The sequence below is a fragment of the Brevundimonas sp. ABV4_179 genome, from assembly GCF_056311945.1.
Genome location: NZ_CM149976.1, coordinates 2445501 through 2460995 on the forward strand (window position 1 = coordinate 2445501; position 15495 = coordinate 2460995).

13 protein-coding genes, 1 tRNA gene and 2 pseudogenes are annotated in these 15495 nt (G+C 66.1%); 10 read left to right on the plus strand and 6 right to left on the minus strand.

Features of this window, described 5'->3' with window-relative positions:
- Positions 1–55: 55 nt before the first annotated feature.
- From ACYX4P_RS11855 to ACYX4P_RS11865, 3 genes are read left to right on the plus strand one after another with little or no spacing between them, the layout of a single operon-like run.
- Complete coding sequence (locus tag ACYX4P_RS11855; protein ID WP_248116615.1) at positions 56–1459, plus strand: glycosyltransferase family 2 protein; 1404 nt, start codon at positions 56–58, stop codon at positions 1457–1459.
- An 18-nt stretch (positions 1460–1477) separates the two neighbouring features.
- On the plus strand, positions 1478–2389 hold the full coding sequence (locus tag ACYX4P_RS11860) for an RsmD family RNA methyltransferase (RefSeq protein WP_248116617.1): 912 nt from the start codon (positions 1478–1480) through the stop codon (positions 2387–2389).
- A complete protein-coding gene (locus ACYX4P_RS11865) occupies positions 2386–3195 on the plus strand; it encodes a TrmH family RNA methyltransferase (protein ID WP_248116619.1) in 810 nt (269 codons plus the stop codon). The genes ACYX4P_RS11860 and ACYX4P_RS11865 overlap by 4 nt, the downstream gene beginning before the upstream one ends.
- Here the strand turns inward: ACYX4P_RS11865 and ACYX4P_RS11870 are convergent.
- Together ACYX4P_RS11870 and hrpB are read right to left on the minus strand one after the other, a co-directional pair.
- Positions 3192–4469, minus strand: a complete 1278-nt coding sequence (locus tag ACYX4P_RS11870; RefSeq protein WP_292046222.1) for an MFS transporter — start codon at positions 4467–4469, stop codon at positions 3192–3194. The genes ACYX4P_RS11865 and ACYX4P_RS11870 overlap by 4 nt on opposite strands.
- 58 nt (positions 4470–4527) lie before the next feature.
- Entirely contained in the window at positions 4528–6960 is a 2433-nt protein-coding gene (gene hrpB / locus ACYX4P_RS11875) for an ATP-dependent helicase HrpB (protein ID WP_248116623.1), read from the minus strand.
- 148 nt (positions 6961–7108) lie between these two features.
- Between hrpB and ACYX4P_RS11880 the strand changes: the two genes are divergently transcribed.
- On the plus strand, positions 7109–8653 hold the full coding sequence (locus tag ACYX4P_RS11880) for an amino acid permease (RefSeq protein WP_248116625.1): 1545 nt from the start codon (positions 7109–7111) through the stop codon (positions 8651–8653).
- Between the two features lie 39 nt (positions 8654–8692).
- Here ACYX4P_RS11880 and ACYX4P_RS11885 read toward each other — a convergent pair.
- The 4 genes and pseudogenes from ACYX4P_RS11885 to ACYX4P_RS11900 all read right to left on the minus strand — a co-directional run.
- Positions 8693–8777, minus strand: a tRNA-Leu gene (locus ACYX4P_RS11885).
- Positions 8778–8826: 49 nt separating this feature from the next.
- Positions 8827–9189, minus strand: a complete 363-nt coding sequence (locus tag ACYX4P_RS11890; RefSeq protein ID WP_248116627.1) for a hypothetical protein — start codon at positions 9187–9189, stop codon at positions 8827–8829.
- Between the two features lie 75 nt (positions 9190–9264).
- Positions 9265–9780 (minus strand): Dps family protein, encoded by a 516-nt coding sequence (locus ACYX4P_RS11895; RefSeq protein WP_248116629.1) that lies wholly within the window; start codon positions 9778–9780, stop codon positions 9265–9267.
- A gap of 337 nt (positions 9781–10117) precedes the next feature.
- Positions 10118–10228 (minus strand): annotated as a pseudogene (locus ACYX4P_RS11900) (hypothetical protein); the annotation flags it as partial.
- Positions 10229–10295: 67 nt separating this feature from the next.
- On the opposite strand from ACYX4P_RS11900, the gene ACYX4P_RS11905 reads away from it, so the two are divergent.
- From ACYX4P_RS11905 to ACYX4P_RS11930, 6 genes and pseudogenes are all read left to right on the plus strand, one after another.
- Complete coding sequence (locus ACYX4P_RS11905) at positions 10296–10439, plus strand: hypothetical protein (protein ID WP_314135554.1); 144 nt, start codon at positions 10296–10298, stop codon at positions 10437–10439.
- Positions 10440–10769: 330 nt separating this feature from the next.
- Positions 10770–11426 (plus strand): TetR/AcrR family transcriptional regulator, encoded by a 657-nt coding sequence (locus ACYX4P_RS11910; protein ID WP_436355498.1) that lies wholly within the window; start codon positions 10770–10772, stop codon positions 11424–11426.
- A pseudogene (locus ACYX4P_RS11915) lies at positions 11423–11821 on the plus strand (acyl-CoA thioesterase); the annotation flags it as partial. The gene ACYX4P_RS11910 and the pseudogene ACYX4P_RS11915, both read left to right, overlap by 4 nt.
- A 97-nt stretch (positions 11822–11918) precedes the next feature.
- On the plus strand, positions 11919–12782 hold the full coding sequence (locus ACYX4P_RS11920; RefSeq protein ID WP_003169322.1) for a 3-hydroxyacyl-CoA dehydrogenase: 864 nt from the start codon (positions 11919–11921) through the stop codon (positions 12780–12782).
- A 44-nt stretch (positions 12783–12826) separates the two neighbouring features.
- Positions 12827–14593 (plus strand): oleate hydratase, encoded by a 1767-nt coding sequence (locus tag ACYX4P_RS11925; RefSeq protein WP_292046219.1) that lies wholly within the window; start codon positions 12827–12829, stop codon positions 14591–14593.
- A 152-nt stretch (positions 14594–14745) separates the two neighbouring features.
- A complete protein-coding gene (locus tag ACYX4P_RS11930; protein WP_292046218.1) occupies positions 14746–15471 on the plus strand; it encodes a transporter substrate-binding domain-containing protein in 726 nt (241 codons plus the stop codon).
- Positions 15472–15495 lie beyond the last annotated feature (24 nt).

Genomic DNA, 15495 nt, shown 5'->3' on the forward strand with positions numbered 1-15495 from the left:
CCGAACGCGGTTGCTTGCCATAGCGATTACAGGTTGAACGCAGCGCGGGGGCGAGGTGGCGAAGGACTGGACGCATCCGGGCATCACGCCGCGCACCAGTGGGGCGTGGCGGCGTGCGCCCAGCGGATTTCAAGTCCTGGCGACGACGGTGATCGTCGGCGGCTATGTCTTCGCGGTGATCAGATGGCCTCAGACGGCATTCCTGGCCGGATTGCTGATCGTTCAGGCGGCCATCGTCCTGTCCGCTGTATGGAAGACGGTCATCGCCATCGCCAGCCTGCGACGTCCCAGGCCGGCGCCCGTGCCCATCGAATGGCCGCGCTACAGCATCCTTGCGGCTTTGCACGACGAAGCGGCGGTGGCGCCGGAGTTGATCGCCAATCTGGCGCGCATCGACTATCCGGCCCACCGGCTGGAGGCCTTCATCGTGCTGGAAGCCCACGACGCCGCGACCCTGGCGGCGGTCGAGGCGGCCCCCAGGCCCGCTTGGCTGAAGACCTGCATCGTCCCGCCCGGCCATCCGCTGACCAAGCCGCGCGCGCTGAACCATGCCTTGACCCAGGCGCGCGGCGACCTGGTCACCATCTATGATGCCGAAGATCGCCCCCATCCGCACCAGCTGCGCCGCGCCGCCGCGCGCTTCGTCGCCGAACCCCGGCTGGGCTGCCTGCAGGCGCCGCTACGGATAAGGCCCTCGGGCCGCGTGGGCTCGACCTTTCTGGACCGCCAGTTCGCCCTCGAATACGCGGCCCTGTTCGAGGTGACCCTGCCCGGCATGGCGCGCCTCGGTCTGCCCTTTCCGCTGGGCGGGACCAGCAACCACATCCGAATGACGGCGCTGCGCGCGGCAGGCGGCTGGGACGCGCACAATGTCACCGAGGACGCGGACCTGGGCTTTCGCCTGTGGTCGCTGGGCTGGACGCTCGATGTGATCGATTGCCCGACCTGGGAGACGCCGCCCGGCCCCCTGGATCGCTGGCTGCCGCAGCGCACGCGCTGGCTTAAGGGCTATATGCAGACGTGGGGCGTACATACCCGACGTCCGCGCCGGTTGGGGCGGCGCGGCCTGCTGTCGCTGGTCATGACCCTGGGGACGGCGATCCTGGCGGCGGGAGCCCATGCGCCCACCCTGGCCTGGCTGGCCTCTGCCGTGCTGGTCGGATTGCACGCCGGGATCGCGCCGGCGACGCCTTTGGCCTCCATCGCGGTTCTGGCGGCCGGGGTGATCGCCGCCTGGATGGGGTGCGCGGTCGGGGCGCGGCGCGCCGGGCTGGACTATCGGCTCGGCGACATGTTGGCGGCGCCCGCCTATTGGTCCCTGCTCAGCCTGGCCTTCGTCCACGCCGCCTGGCGGCTGATCGTCGAGCCGCACGTCTGGGACAAGACCCCGCACGACAGCGAGCTTCAGCCGCAAGAACTGGTCGTGATCTCTGACGACGCTGGACGCGAGGCGGCTTGAGCGCCTATCAGCCCGACGATGGCGCCCGTGCTCTCCAAGACCCCCGAAACCCTCGTGACCCGCGGCTGGTCGGACTACGCCCTGCTGGATTCGGGCGACGGCAAGAAGCTGGAACGCTACGGCCGCTATACGGTGGTCCGGCCCGAGCCGCAGTGTTTCTGGTCCCCGCACGATCCCGCCGCCTTCGAGGCCGCGACGGCCCTCTTCGATCCGCAGCAGGAGGAAGAGGATTCCGGCCGCTGGAAGTTCGACAAGCATGGCCCCGTCGACGCCTTCCCGCTGAAATGGCGCGACGTGAAGTTCACGGGCCGGTTCACCCCCTTCCGCCACCTGGCCTTCTTCCCCGAACAGGCCGCCAACTGGGAATGGCTGGACCAGCGGGTCCGCGACTTCCCGCAATCAGCGGGCCGCGCCCTCAAGCTGCTTAACCTGTTCGGATACACCGGGGTCGCCAGCTTGGCTGCGGCTGCGGCCGGCGCCGAGGTCACCCACGTCGACGCCTCCAAGAAGTCCGTCGCATACGCCCGCGAGAACGCGGAACAGTCAGGCCTGGGCCAGCATCCGATACGCTGGATCGTCGAGGACGCCCGCAAATATGTCGCGCGCGAGGTTCGTCGGGGCTCGAAATACGACGGGATCATCCTGGACCCGCCGAAATACGGTCGCGGACCGACCGGCGAAGTCTGGCGTCTGTTCGAAGATATGCCGGGCCTGCTGAAGGACTGCGCCGGCCTGTTGGCCGACGACGCCGACTTCCTGCTGCTGAACGCCTATGCCGCCCGCGTGTCTGGTCTGTCACTGGCGCACCTGATGGCCGAGGCGACGCATGATCGCGGCGGGCGCATCGACTGGGGTGAACTGGCCCTCTCCGAAGACGGGCCGCACGCCCGCGCCATCGGCCTGTCCTTCTTCGCGCGGTGGTCGCGATGAGCGCGCGGGACGAATACCGCGTCATCACCTCGCTGACGAACGACACCATCAAGGCCATCCGCGCCCTGCATATGCGCAAGGAACGCGACCTGACGGGCACCTTCCTGGCCGAAGGTCTGAAGTTTATCGGCGAGGCGCTGGATCAGGGTCGTGCGCCGAAAATGCTGTTGGTCGGCGAGGACGCCCGCGCCCACCCGTTACTGGACCGCGCCAAGGCGGAAACGCGCAAGGCGGGCGGCGAGGTCATCATCGTCACCCACGCCATCCTGGAAAAGATCAGCCGGCGGGATAACCCCCAGACCGTGCTGGGCGTATTCGAACAGGCCTATGCGCCGCTCGACAGCCTGAACCCCGCCGAGGCCCCCTGTTGGGTCGCGCTGGAGCAGGTGCGCGATCCGGGCAATCTGGGCACCATCATCCGCACGGCGGACGCCGCGGGCTGCGGAGGCGTCATCCTGATCGGCGACTGCGTCGATCCCTATTCGGTCGAGGCCGTGCGCGCGACCATGGGCTCGGTCTTCGCCGTTTCGATCACCAGGACGACGCCGGAAGCCTTCGTGGCGTGGCGCCAATCTTGGCCCGGCAGCGTCGTCGGCACCCGCCTCGACGCCACCGTCAGCCACCGCTCGGCGGTGATGCGCAAGCCGGCCCTGATCCTGATGGGCAATGAACAGGCAGGCCTGACCGACCAACTGGCCGCCGCCTGCGACGTCAACGTCAAGATCCCGATGCGCGGCCGGGCTGACAGCCTGAACCTGGCCATCGCCACCGGCATCATGGTCTATGCTGCGACGGACGAGGCCTAGCGCTTCTCTTCCGGCACAACCCAGCCCATGCCCCACAGGGCGGCTATGGAGATCAGGGCTGACAAGGCCAGGTAACCGCCCACCGCCGCCGGCCCGAACCCCTCGGCCAGTTTCAGCGCGATATAGGGCGCCAGCGACGCGCCCAGAATGCCCGCCAGATTGAAGGCCATCGACGCCCCGGTGTACCGCACCGCTGTCGGGAACGGTCGGGCCATGGCCGCGCCGATGGGTCCATAGGTGCAGCCCATCAGGGCGAACCCCAGCGCGAAGAAGATCAGCAATCCCGTCAGACCGCCGCCGAACAATGGCGCGAAGAGGAAGCCGAACAGGCCGATCCCGACTGACGACGCGATCAACACCCTCACCTGTCCATATCGATCCGCCAGCAGGGCCGTCACCGGAATGAAGGCGGCGAAGAACAGCACGCCGATCAGCTGGATCGGCAACACGTCGGCCCGCGCCAACCCCATCCCCGTCGTCGCCCATCCCAGGGCGAAGACCGTCATCAGATAGAATAGGGTGAAGGTGGTCACGCCGCTAAATGTCCCTAGAACAAGTGCGGCCTTGTGATGCGAAAACAGGGTCACGGCCGGGGCCTTGACCCGCTCGTCGCGGTCCACGGCCTTCTGGAACTCAGGCGTCTCGGTGATCTTCAGCCGCACCCACAGGCCGACGAACACCAGGATGGCGCTGGCCAAGAAGGGGATGCGCCAGCCCCAGCTCTCGAACGCGCCTTCGCTCAGGGTCGAGGTCAGGGCGATGAAGGCGGTGGTGGACAGGATGAAGCCGATGGGCGCGCCCAGTTGGGGGAACATGCCGAACCATGCCTTCTTGCCGGGAGGCGCATTCTCGGTGGCCAGAAGGACCGCCCCGCCCCACTCTCCGCCTAGACCCAGCCCCTGTCCGAATCGGCAAAGCGCCAGCAGCAGGGGCGCCAGCAGGCCGACCTGCTGGTGCGTCGGCAACAGACCGATGGCCACGGTCGACAGGCCCATGGTCATCAGCGCCGCCACCAGCGTCGCCTTGCGCCCGACCCTGTCCCCGAAATGTCCAAACGCCAAGGCGCCGATTGGCCGCGCGAAGAAGGCGATGGAGAAGGTGGCGAACGACGACAGCAGCGCCGTGCCCGGATCCTCGCCCGGGAAGAACAGCGTCGGAAACACCAGCACCGCCGCCGTGGCGTAGATGTAGAAGTCGAAGAATTCGATCGTCGTGCCGATCAGGCTGGCGAACAGCACGCGACCCGTGGAGTTCTTGGGCAGGACTTCGGACATGGTTTCGGCTCCCAACAGCCCCTGCGATGCCCGCAAGCCGGCCATGCCGTCAAGCCGATCAGGTTCCGCGCGGCTTCACCCGGTTCGTCGGTTGCGCCTGGGCCGGATTCTCGGGCCAGGGGTGCCGCGGATAGCGGCCCCTCATCTCGCCCCGCACCGCCGCCCAGGACCCGGCCCAGAAGCGCGGCAGGTCCTTCGTCACCTGCACCGGCCGGCGCGCGGGGGACAAAAGCGCCAGGGTCAGGGGGACGCCGTTCGCCACGGTCGGATGGGTCGTCACCCCGAACAGTTCCTGCACGCGAATGTCCACGCGCGGTCCGCCCTCGGCCGAATAGTCGATGGCCGCCGATCCCAGCGGCGTCACCAGCCGCGCCGGCGCCAGTTCGTCCAACCGACGCTGCAAGTCCCACGGGATCAGCCCGCGCAGCGCTTCCGCCAGTCGCGCGTCGCTGATGGCGTCCAAAGCCTTCGCACCCTCCAGCAAGGGCCACAGCCAGTCTTCGCGCGCCGCCAGTAGAGCGGCGTCCGATACATCCGGCCAGCCAGCGTCCTGACCGTGCAGAAAGGCCAGTCGCGCCCTGAGGCCCGTCGCCTGTTCTCCCCAGCGCAGCGCGCCCAGACCCTCGGCCTCCACCTCTGATCGCAGGGCGGCGGCCAGCATCTTCGCGTCAGGCGCGCCCATCACCTTCTCATCCAGAACGATGGCGCCGATCCGTCGAGACCGCCGGATCACCGCCCGGCCGGACGGTTCGCGCGCCATCCGGTCCTCGGTCGTGATCAGACGCGCCAGCTTGGTTTCCACTTCGGCGGCGTCGAGAGCAGCCGCCAATCGCACCCGGTCGCGCACATCGCCGCCGCTCAGCTCGGCGACCGCCAACCACGGCGCGCGCGCCAGATGGTCGGACGGCTCCAGCACGGCGCCCCGTCCGCTGGCCAGCAGCAACTCGCCAGACCTGCCCCGCGCCTTCGCGATCCGCTCGGGGAAGGCCTCGGCCAGCAAAAGCCCTGGATGGACCGTTTGGCCCGACCCGCCGCCCGCCGCCTTGGCCCAGCGATCCGCCAGTTTCAGGGCATCACGCGCGCGGGGCGACCGATCCCGCGTCAGGCCGACCAGACGGTCCGAAAGATCGACGCCTGATCCGCCCAGCCCGGGCTCACTCAACACCGCCGCGATCCGCGCGCCGGTCAGGGCGTCGCCCCGATCCGAGGCGACCGCGACCATATGGGCCAGGCGCGGCGACAGCGGGATCTTCGTCAACCGCATCCCATGTGCGGACAAGCCGCCATCAGCGTGCAGCGCGCCCAACCGGGTCAGCACCTTTCGCGCCTCGGCCATCGCGCCAGTTGGCGGCGGGTCCAGCAGCGCCAGTGCTTCGACCGACCGCGCGCCCCATCGCGCCAGATCCAGCGCCAGGCCGGTCAGGTCCGCCTCCTGGATCTCGGGCCGCTGGTGAGCCACAAGCCCCCGCGTCTGCTCCTCTTCCCACAGGCGGTAGCAGACGCCAGGCCCTGTCCGCCCCGCCCGCCCGCGCCGCTGTTCCGCCGAGGATCGGCTGACCTTGACCGTCGCCAGCCGCGTCAGGCCGCTCGACGGTTCGAAACGCGGCACGCGCGACAGGCCGCCGTCGATCACCACCCGCACGCCCTCGATGGTCAGACTGGTCTCCGCGACCGAGGTGGCCAGCACAAGCTTGCGCCGTCCCGGCGCCGCCGGCGCGACGGCGCGGTCCTGTTCGACGCGATCCAGCCCGCCGTAGAGCGGTGTTACGTCCACGTCGCCCAGCCTCAGACGTTCCTTGACCAGACGCGAGACGCGGTGGATTTCCCCCTGCCCCGGCAGGAAGACCAGGATCGACCCGCTTTCCTCGCCCAAGGCGGTCAGGCAAGCCCCCGCCACCGCCTCTTCGAGCCGCTCCGCCGGATTGCGGCCCAGATAACGGGTTTCGACCGGAAACGCGCGGCCTTCCGCCTCGATCACCGGCGCGCCGTCCAGCAGACGCGAAACGCCGACCACATCCAGCGTCGCCGACATGACCAGCAGACGCAAATCCTCACGCAACAACCCTTGCGTCTCGCGCGCCAACGCCAGGCCCAGGTCTGCGTCCAGACTGCGTTCGTGAAATTCGTCGAACAGGACCGCGCCAACGCCCTCCAGTCCCGGATCGTCCAGAATCATGCGGGTGAACACGCCCTCGGTGATCACCTCGATCCGGGTCGTGGCCCCGATGCGGCTTTGCAGACGTGTGCGATAGCCCACCGTCCCGCCGGCCTGCTGGCCCAGCGTCGCCGCCATCCGATCCGCCGCCGCCCGCGCCGCCAGCCGCCGCGGTTCCAGCACCAGCACCTTGCCGTCGCCCAGCCACGGCTGGTCCAATAGGGCCAGCGGCACGACCGTCGTCTTGCCCGCGCCGGGCGGCGCCGCCAGCACAGCCGTGTTTCCGGCGCCCAAGGCGGCCTTCAGCGGGTCCAGAACGGCATGGATCGGCAACATATCCGGCCTGTAGCCGACCCTGGGGCGATCACGAAAGCGTCGTCCGGCCTTTACTGCGCCGTCATGCGCGTTGCGCACCGTCACATCCCCCGCTAGCGTCCGCCCAAACCCAGCCGAGGGGCTGGCTTATAATGTGGGGAATAAATCTATGTGGCGCGTCAAATCGTTGGATGCGATTCTCGCATCCGCGGAGAAAAAATCGCTAACCCGAACCCTGGGCCCCGTTCAGCTGACATTGCTGGGCGTGGGCGCGATCATCGGCACCGGCATCTTCGTCCTGACCTCCGAGGCCGCCCAGAAGGCCGGCCCCGGCATGATGTGGAGCTTCGTCATCGCCGCTGCGGTCTGCGCCGTAGCGGCGCTTTGCTATTCGGAAATCGCTTCGATGGTGCCGGTCTCCGGCTCGGCCTACACCTACACCTATGCGGTGATGGGCGAGTTGCTGGCCTGGATGGTGGGCTGGGCGCTCATTCTTGAATACGCCGTCGCCGCCTCGGCGGTCTCCGTCGGATGGTCCGGCTATTTCATCGGCCTCCTGCAGAGTTGGGGCGTAACCTTGCCACAGGCCATAGCCGTCGGCCCCTACGCCGGCGGCATGATGAACCTGCCCGCCCTGCTGATCGCCCTGGTGATCACCGGCCTGCTGATGATCGGCACCAGTGAAAGCGCGCGCGTCAACGCCGTTCTGGTGGCGATCAAGGTCACGGCCCTGACGGTCTTCATTGTCCTGACCGTGCCGGTGCTGAAGGGCGCCAACTTCACGCCCTTCACGCCCAACGGCTGGTTTGGCGATGGTCATGGCGCGGGCCTTGGCGTCGTCGGAGCCGCAGCCTCGATCTTCTTCGCCTATGTCGGCTTCGACGCCGTTTCCACGGCGGCCGAAGAGACCAAGAATCCGCAACGCAACGTGCCCATCGGCCTGATCGCCTCGCTGGGCATCTGCACCATCTTCTATCTGCTGGTCGCCGCCGGCGCGATCGGCGCGGTCGGCGCTCAACCCCTGCTTGGTCCGAACGGCGAGGTGCTGCACGCCGGTTCGTCGGCCCTGGCCGCGCAGTGCTCAACCTTCTCGTCGATGCAGGAGCCTCTGGTCTGCTCGCGCGAAGCCCTGGCCCACGTTCTGCGTGTTGTCGGTCATGAGCGGATCGGCGACCTGATCGGAATTGCCGCCTTCCTGGCCTTGCCGTCGGTCATCTTGATCATGCTGTTCGGTCAGACCCGCATCTTCTTCGTGATGGCGCGCGATGGCCTGCTGCCCGGCTTCCTGGCCACCATTCACCCTAAGTGGAAGACGCCGCACGTCGTCACCATGATCACGGGCGCGGCCGTAGCCGTGTTCGCCGCCTTCCTGCCCGTCGGGCAGTTGGCGGACATCTCCAACTCCGGCACCCTGTTCGCCTTCTTCATGGTGGCGATCGCGGTGATGATCCTGCGCGTGACCCAGCCGAACCGTCACCGCCCGTTCAAGACGCCCCTGGTGTGGATCATCGCCCCGCTGGCGGTGCTGGGCACCCTGGGCCTGTTCTTCAACCTGCCGACGGAATCCAAACTGGTTCTGCCGATCTGGGGCGCCATCGGCCTAGTGGTCTATTTCGCCTACGGCTATCGCAAGAGCCACGTCGGACGCGGTCTGGTCGAGGTCCACGAGACGGACAGCGACGCGCCTCCGCCGCCTGTTCCGCCGATCAAATAAGAAGAAAGGCCCCGGAGCGATCCGGGGCCTTTTTTACTTTGGTGCGGATGAGAGGACTCGAACCTCCACGCCTCTCGGCGCTGGAACCTAAATCCAGTGCGTCTACCAGTTCCGCCACATCCGCATTCAGGTAGGCCGTCGCCTCTAGAGGCTGGCGACCGTCAGGGCAAGGGTCAACGACGCCCCGCCACCAGTTCATTGCGGATATTGCGCCCCAGCGGATCGCGCGCTTGCCAGCTGTCGCCAACGTCGGCCTCGACCATTCGGCTGCAGAAGCGCGGCAGGATCTGGCGCGGAGCGAACTCGCTGAGACAGATTCGACCATTCTCGGCCGTCCAACGCGCGTTCAGCCGCCGCCCGTCTGAAAACTGGGACGTGTATCGCCCGTCAGGCTCGAAGAAATGCTTCACCCATTGTCCGTTGGGATAGTGGGACACGATGGTGTTGCCAAAGGCGTTCGACATGTCCGCGCTGGCCGTCGATGCGGCAGCCAAGCCCGCCAGCGCCAATCCGCCGATCCAGATGCCGTATTTCAACCCGTCCCTCCTGCGCTGTCCCCGGACACGACTATCGACGTTCCATAAGACAGCACAAGCGGGACGGTTCCGCCGTCAGCCGTTGCCGCGACGCCCCGATTCGAAGAGGAACCAGACGCGCTTCTCGCTCTCGTCGATCCAGTTTTCCAGCAGGCTGGCGGTGGCGATGTCGTTATGCTCGTCGCACAGGTCGTGCGCCTCGCGCATCCGGGCGATCAACTCGCCGTTGTCGTCGCGAAGCTCGGCCAGCATGTCCAGCGGATCGACATAGTCCGCATCGTTGTCGGCGACGCGCGTTTCCTTGGCGATCTGACCGATGGAGCGCAATGTCGTTCCCCCGATCTTACGCGCGCGCTCGGCCATCGGATCCGTCATGGCCAGGATTTCCGCCGACTGGTCGTCCAGCAGCAGGTGATAATCCCGGAAATGCGGCCCCGACACGTGCCAGTGGAAGTTCTTGGTCTTGATGTAGAGCGCGAACGTATCGGCCAACAGCGCGGTCAGAGCAGCGGAAATGTCCCGCGTCGCCTCTTCCGACAGGCTGGTTGGCGTCCTCAACGGCGCCAGACGTTTCTCACGGGCGGTGACCATTCTCGTTCTCCTCAGCAACGGCTGCCGTCTAGCTAGGAAGCGGACAAGCCCAACGGAAGCCCTGCATCGGACGATAATGCTGAAACCATTAAAGGTGATCGGCGTCGCGGACCTTTGTCGGCGGTGGCTGGGGAACTAGGACTCGAACCTAGAATGACGGTACCAAAATCTGGAATTTCCGACGACGAAACAGATATTTAGCCTGTAAAACCCTCGCCTTTTGCACCTAACAAGATCAATGACTTAGCTTGGCCCCGTAAAACCCAATCGGGACGGAGTGGCATCGATAGTGAAGGCGGCGGCACGGCGAATCCCGCTGCCGCCGCCCAGTCGGACGCTAGGCCCAAACCTTATTCAAGACTGCCGCAGCAAGCGCCGCCTTGTCCTGGGGGAGGAACCGTCCGTAGTGCGCCTGGACGGTCGCAGGCGTGTCCTGAATGGCGTAGCTCGGGGAGACCGGCCGATCCGGCGGCGCAGCCGCTTCACCCTGGCCCGCGCGAGGGCGGAGCACCGACTTGATGGCCGAAACCGTTGAGGCGGTCGACCCCGCAGAAGCGCAACTCCTGGCGCAACTGCGCTTCGCAGCCAGTCCGGACCTGTTCAGCATCCTGGTGACGCGACGCGGAATGGAAGTGGCGCTCGTCAGGCGGCCCCAGTAACCGCCGCCAATCGGCGCGAGCCCGATCGGCCTGGAGGCGACGTCCGGAGCAGGCGGACAGGCCCGCGATGGTTTCTCGGCAGAAAAAAGGGGCCGTCATGCGGCCCCGAAGTTCATAGGGAGGAAAACGCCCCAGGAAGGGCGACACCGAACTTATGTTGCAGCGCAGCATCGTGCAAGCTTCGTTCATCGATGAATGAATAGCCGCCGGCAGGAACGCCTGAACCTGTCCAGGCCCGGCGGCCCGGACGCCGGGCGAAACACTCTCCTGGCTGCCATATTTCAAATATCACACGATATGCGACTCGAATATCGTGTGATATGTGAGTTGATGTTCCACGACGACGGCAAAGGTCACGACGCTATGAGGGTCAACCGGAAGGAAGCGCAAGGGCGGACCCGACGTCGCCTCTTGGCGGCCGCCCACGCCTCGATCGTCGAGGAGGGCGTAGCCGCCCTGTCGATCCGCAACATCTGCGGCGCGGCCGGTCATTCCCAGGGCGCCTTCTATTCCAACTTCGCCACCAAGGACGACCTGCTCGTCGAGATCATGGAGACGCACATCCATGACGAGGTGATGTTCCTCCGCGATCTGATCCGCCGCGCCGATGGAGACGACATCGAACGGACCCTGCTTGGTCTGGCGGGCCGATTGTCCGATCTGGCGGCCCAACCCGAATGGTCCCTGCTGTCCGTGGAGTTGCAATTACACGCCCGTCGGGATCCCGACTTCGCCGAACGACATCGCGAGAGCAAGGCGTCCTGTTATCGACTGTTCGGCGACCTCATAGAGGAACTGGCTCAAAGGTTCGACCTGCGCCCTCTCCTGCCGCCGTTCCAGGCCGGGATTGGTCTTTACGGCCTCTGGATGGGGCTGGCGGTCCAGGGGGATATCGAAGGAGCCGCCGCCCGGGACGCCATGTTGCTGGCCTTCTTTCGCGCCACCGCGGGCCTGCAGGCCAGCCCTCTCGAAAGCGTCCGGGGATGACCTCCGTCCTGCCGAGGCATCGTCGAATCGGCTGTCATCCGTCCGGCGCGCCCCTGAAGGGCGAGGTGGACGAACAGCGGCGGTTCCACCTTTGCTTCCAGGCGCAGGACGAGGACATCGACGAACTCGGCCATGTGAACAATGCGGTCTGGATCGTCTGGATCCAGGACGCCTCGGTGGCGCACTGGTTCGCCATGGCCTCCCCGGGCGATGTGGACCGCTACGTCTCGGTGGTTCTGCGTCATCAGGTCGATTACCGCGGCAATATCGCGGCCGGAGAGGCGGTGACCGCCGTCACCTGGGTCGAGGACTCGCTCCGCGGCGCGCGCTACCGGCGCCGGATCGACTTCATTGACGTCAAGGGCCGGGTCGTCGTCGCGGGCCTGGCCGAATGGGCCGTGATCGATCGATGCACCCACAAGCTTGTTCGCGTCGTGCCTGACATGGCGGCGCCGTTTCCTTCTCCAGGACAACTGAAACAGGAATCCGACGATGGGCGAAATCAAGAAGGTGGTCGTGATCGGGACGGGCGTCCTGGGAAGCCAGATCGCTTTTCAGACCGCCTACAGCGGCTTCGACGTCATTGCCTGCGACGTCAGCGACGACGTCCTCGCCAAGGCGCGCCTGCGACTGGCGGCCTTGGTCGAGACGTACCGGAAGGAGGTTCCGGGCGCGGTCGGCGGAAAGGAGGCGGAGGCCATAAGGCGTCTGACGCTGTCGACGGATCTGGCGGCCGCCGTCGCCGATGCGGATCTCGTGATCGAGGCCGTGCCCGAGGTTCTGGCTTTCAAACAGGCGGTCTATGAACAGTTGGCCACGCTCGCGCCGGCCAGGACGATCTTCGCCACCAACTCCTCCACCCTTCTGCCGAGCGCATTAAAGGCGTTCACCGGCCGACCCGACCGGTTTCTCGCGCTGCATTTCGCCAACAACATCTGGAAGTTCAACACCGCGGAGGTCATGGGAACGGACGACACCGATCCGTCGGTGTTCGAGACCGTCCTGAAGTTCGCTGCGGACATCGGCATGGAGCCGATCCCGATCCGCAAGGAAAAGGCCGGTTACATCCTCAACTCCCTCCTGGCACCATTCCTGAACGCCGCCGCCGATCTGGCGGCGGGCGGCTATGCCGATCCCCACGATGTCGACAAGGTCTGGCGGATCGCGACGGGCGCGCCGATGGGCCCCTTCCAGATGTACGACGTCATCGGCCTGAACACGCCCTACAACATCCTGTCGCAGGGCGACGCCCGCGCCCGCGCGCTCGCCGCCTGGCTGAAGGAAAACTACATCGACAAGGGCAGGCTGGGCGTCGCCTCCGGCGAAGGCTTCTACAGCTACAAATCCACCGACTGAGCCCTGACCAAATCCTCCCCCACGCCCAACCGAAGGAGTTCGCCGTGCACTACAGCAGTGGAAACTATGAGGCCTTTGTTCGTCCCCGCAAACCCGAGGGCGCCGACAGGAAGACGGCGTGGTTTGTGGGATCGGGGCTGGCCGGTCTCGCGGGGGCCGCGTTCCTGATCCGGGACGGCGGCGTGCCCGGTGATCGCATCACCATCCTTGAGGAACTGGAGATTCCCGGCGGGGCGCTCGACGGGCTGGACGTGCCGGAAAAGGGCTTCGTTATCCGCGGCGGTCGCGAGATGGAGGAGCATTTCGAGTGCCTGTGGGATCTCTATCGCTCGATCCCCTCGCTAGAAATCGAGGACGCCAGCGTTCTTGACGAATTCTACCGGCTCAACAGGGACGATCCGAACTTCTCCTTGCAGCGTACAACCCAGAACCAGGGCCAGGACGTCCCGGACAAGCATCTGCTGACGCTGAATGACCAGGCGCAGAAGGATCTAATCTCCATCTTTCTGGCGACCCGCGAGGAGATGGAGAACAAGCGGATCAACGAGGTCTTCAGCGAGGACTTCCTCAAGAGCAATTTCTGGCTCTACTGGCGCACCATGTTCGCCTTCGAGGAATGGCACTCGGCGCTGGAGATGAAGCTCTATCTCCACCGCTTCATCCACCACATCGCCAACCTGGCGGACTTCTCCTCGCTCAAGTTCAACCGCTACAACCAGTATGAATCCATGGTCCTGCCGCTGGTCAAATGGCTGACCGAACGCGGCGTCCGGTTCCGCTACGGCGTGGAGGTCACGGATGTGGACTTCGACATCCAGAACGGACGCAAACAGGCTACCCGCGTTCACTGGATCGAGAAGGGCGAGGAAGGCGGGGTCGATCTCGGCGACGACGATCTCGTCTTCATCACCATCGGATCGCTGACGGAAAACTCAGACAACGGCGACCATCACACGCCGGCGAAGCTGAAGGAAGGCCCCGCTCCCGCCTGGGACTTGTGGCGACGCATCGCGGCCAAGGATCCGTCCTTCGGACGTCCGGACGTGTTCGGCGCCCATATTCCCGAGACCAAATGGGCCTCGGCCTCGATCACCGCCTTCGATCCGCGGATCGCCCACTATGTCGAGAAGATCACCAAGCGGAACCCGTTCACCGGCAAGATCGTCTCGGCCGGCATCGTCACGGTCAAGGATTCCAGCTGGCTGCTCAGTTGGACGGTGCATCGCCAACCGCATTTCAAGAAACAGCCCAAGGACCAGATGATCGCCTGGTTCTACGCCCTCTTCGTCGACACCCCCGGCGACTATGTGAAGAAGCCCATGCAGGACTGCACCGGCGAGGAGATCACCCAGGAATGGCTCTATCACCTGGGCGTGCCGGTAGAAGAGATTGCGGAACTCGCCGCCAAGGGCGCCAGCACCGTCCCGACCATGATGCCGTACATCACCGCCTTCTTCATGCCGCGTCAGGCCGGCGACCGGCCGGACGTGGTGCCGGAAGGCGCCGTCAACTTCGCCTTCATCGGCCAGTTCGCGGAATCGAAACAACGCGACTGCATCTTCACCACCGAATATTCGGTGCGTACGCCGATGGAGGCCGTCTATACTCTGATGAATGTCGAACGCGGCGTGCCGGAAGTGTTCAACTCCACCTATGACATCCGCACCCTGCTCGCCGCCGTCACGCCTCTGCGGGATGGCGAAGGCATCGAAGTTCCCGGCCCCGCCTTCCTGCGCAAGGCGCTGATGAAGAAGCTTGAAGGCACCGAGATTGCGAAACTGATCGAGGAGTTTCACCTGATATCGGAGTGAGCGAAGCGCGACGTCGTCGCGAAGGAAGGTGAAGGATGGCTGACGACGATCACCGAAGCGGACCCGCCGCAGGCCGACGGCAACGGCTTTCTCAAGGGCTGGACGGAGCGGCGCCGTCCAGTTCCCTGCATGAGAAGGGAATGGACGTGTCGATGCACATCATCCGGTCCGAACTGGCGCCCCTGGGGCGGTTGCGCGTGGCGATCAATCTCGGCAATCCGGTCCTGGCGCAGAGGGCGGCGGACGGGGCTCTCGCTGGCGTGTCGGTCGATCTCGCCTGGGAGATCGCTGTGCGCCTCGGCGTGGAGATGGAGCTGTCGAACTTCGCCACGGCGGGGGCGGCGCTTCAGGATCAGGCCTGCGATCTCGCCTTCCTCGCGATCGATCCGGATCGTCGCGCCGTCCTGGACTATACCGCGCCCTACGTCCGGATCGAAGCCTCCTATCTGGTCCCCTCCGAGTCCCGCTTCCGCTCCGTCCGCGACGTGGACGTTGCGGACGTGACGATCGCGTCGGGCCTGAACACCGCCTACGATCTCTTTCTCAACCGTTCGCTGAAACAGGCCCGACGGATTCATACGCCCTCCTCCCAGGCAGCCGTCGCCCTCTTCCTGGAGGGCGGCGCCGATGTCTGCGCCGGTGTGCGCCAGACGCTTGAGGCGGCGGCGCGCGACCGGGCCGGCGTCCGCCTGCTCCCGGACAGTTTCCAGGCCATCGACCAGGCCGTCGCCCTCCCCCGCGAGCGGCCTCACGGGCGCGGTTTCCTGGAAGCGCTCCTCGAAGATCTGGTCGCCTCCGGCTTCGTCGCCCGAAGGCTGGTCGCCAGCGGACAGGACGCCGCCCTCGCGATCGGTCCGGGACGCCCGGCGCCGGCCTAGGCTGCGGCGGGCGATCATTCCCAG

Excerpts from the sequence above, each read along its gene's own strand:
- ACYX4P_RS11860 (WP_248116617.1), top strand. The coding sequence starts at position 1,478 with ATGGCGCCCGTGCTCTCCAAGACCCCCGAAACCCTCGTGACCCGCGGC.
- ACYX4P_RS11865 (WP_248116619.1), top strand. The coding sequence starts at position 2,386 with ATGAGCGCGCGGGACGAATACCGCGTCATCACCTCGCTGACGAACGAC.
- ACYX4P_RS11880 (WP_248116625.1), top strand. The coding sequence starts at position 7,109 with ATGTGGCGCGTCAAATCGTTGGATGCGATTCTCGCATCCGCGGAGAAA.
- ACYX4P_RS11870 (WP_292046222.1), bottom strand. The coding sequence starts at position 4,469 with ATGTCCGAAGTCCTGCCCAAGAACTCCACGGGTCGCGTGCTGTTCGCC.
- hrpB (WP_248116623.1), bottom strand. The coding sequence starts at position 6,960 with ATGTTGCCGATCCATGCCGTTCTGGACCCGCTGAAGGCCGCCTTGGGC.
- ACYX4P_RS11895 (WP_248116629.1), bottom strand. The coding sequence starts at position 9,780 with ATGGTCACCGCCCGTGAGAAACGTCTGGCGCCGTTGAGGACGCCAACC.
- ACYX4P_RS11930 (WP_292046218.1), top strand. The coding sequence starts at position 14,746 with ATGCACATCATCCGGTCCGAACTGGCGCCCCTGGGGCGGTTGCGCGTG.
- ACYX4P_RS11910 (WP_436355498.1), top strand. The coding sequence starts at position 10,770 with ATGTTCCACGACGACGGCAAAGGTCACGACGCTATGAGGGTCAACCGG.
- ACYX4P_RS11920 (WP_003169322.1), top strand. The coding sequence starts at position 11,919 with ATGGGCGAAATCAAGAAGGTGGTCGTGATCGGGACGGGCGTCCTGGGA.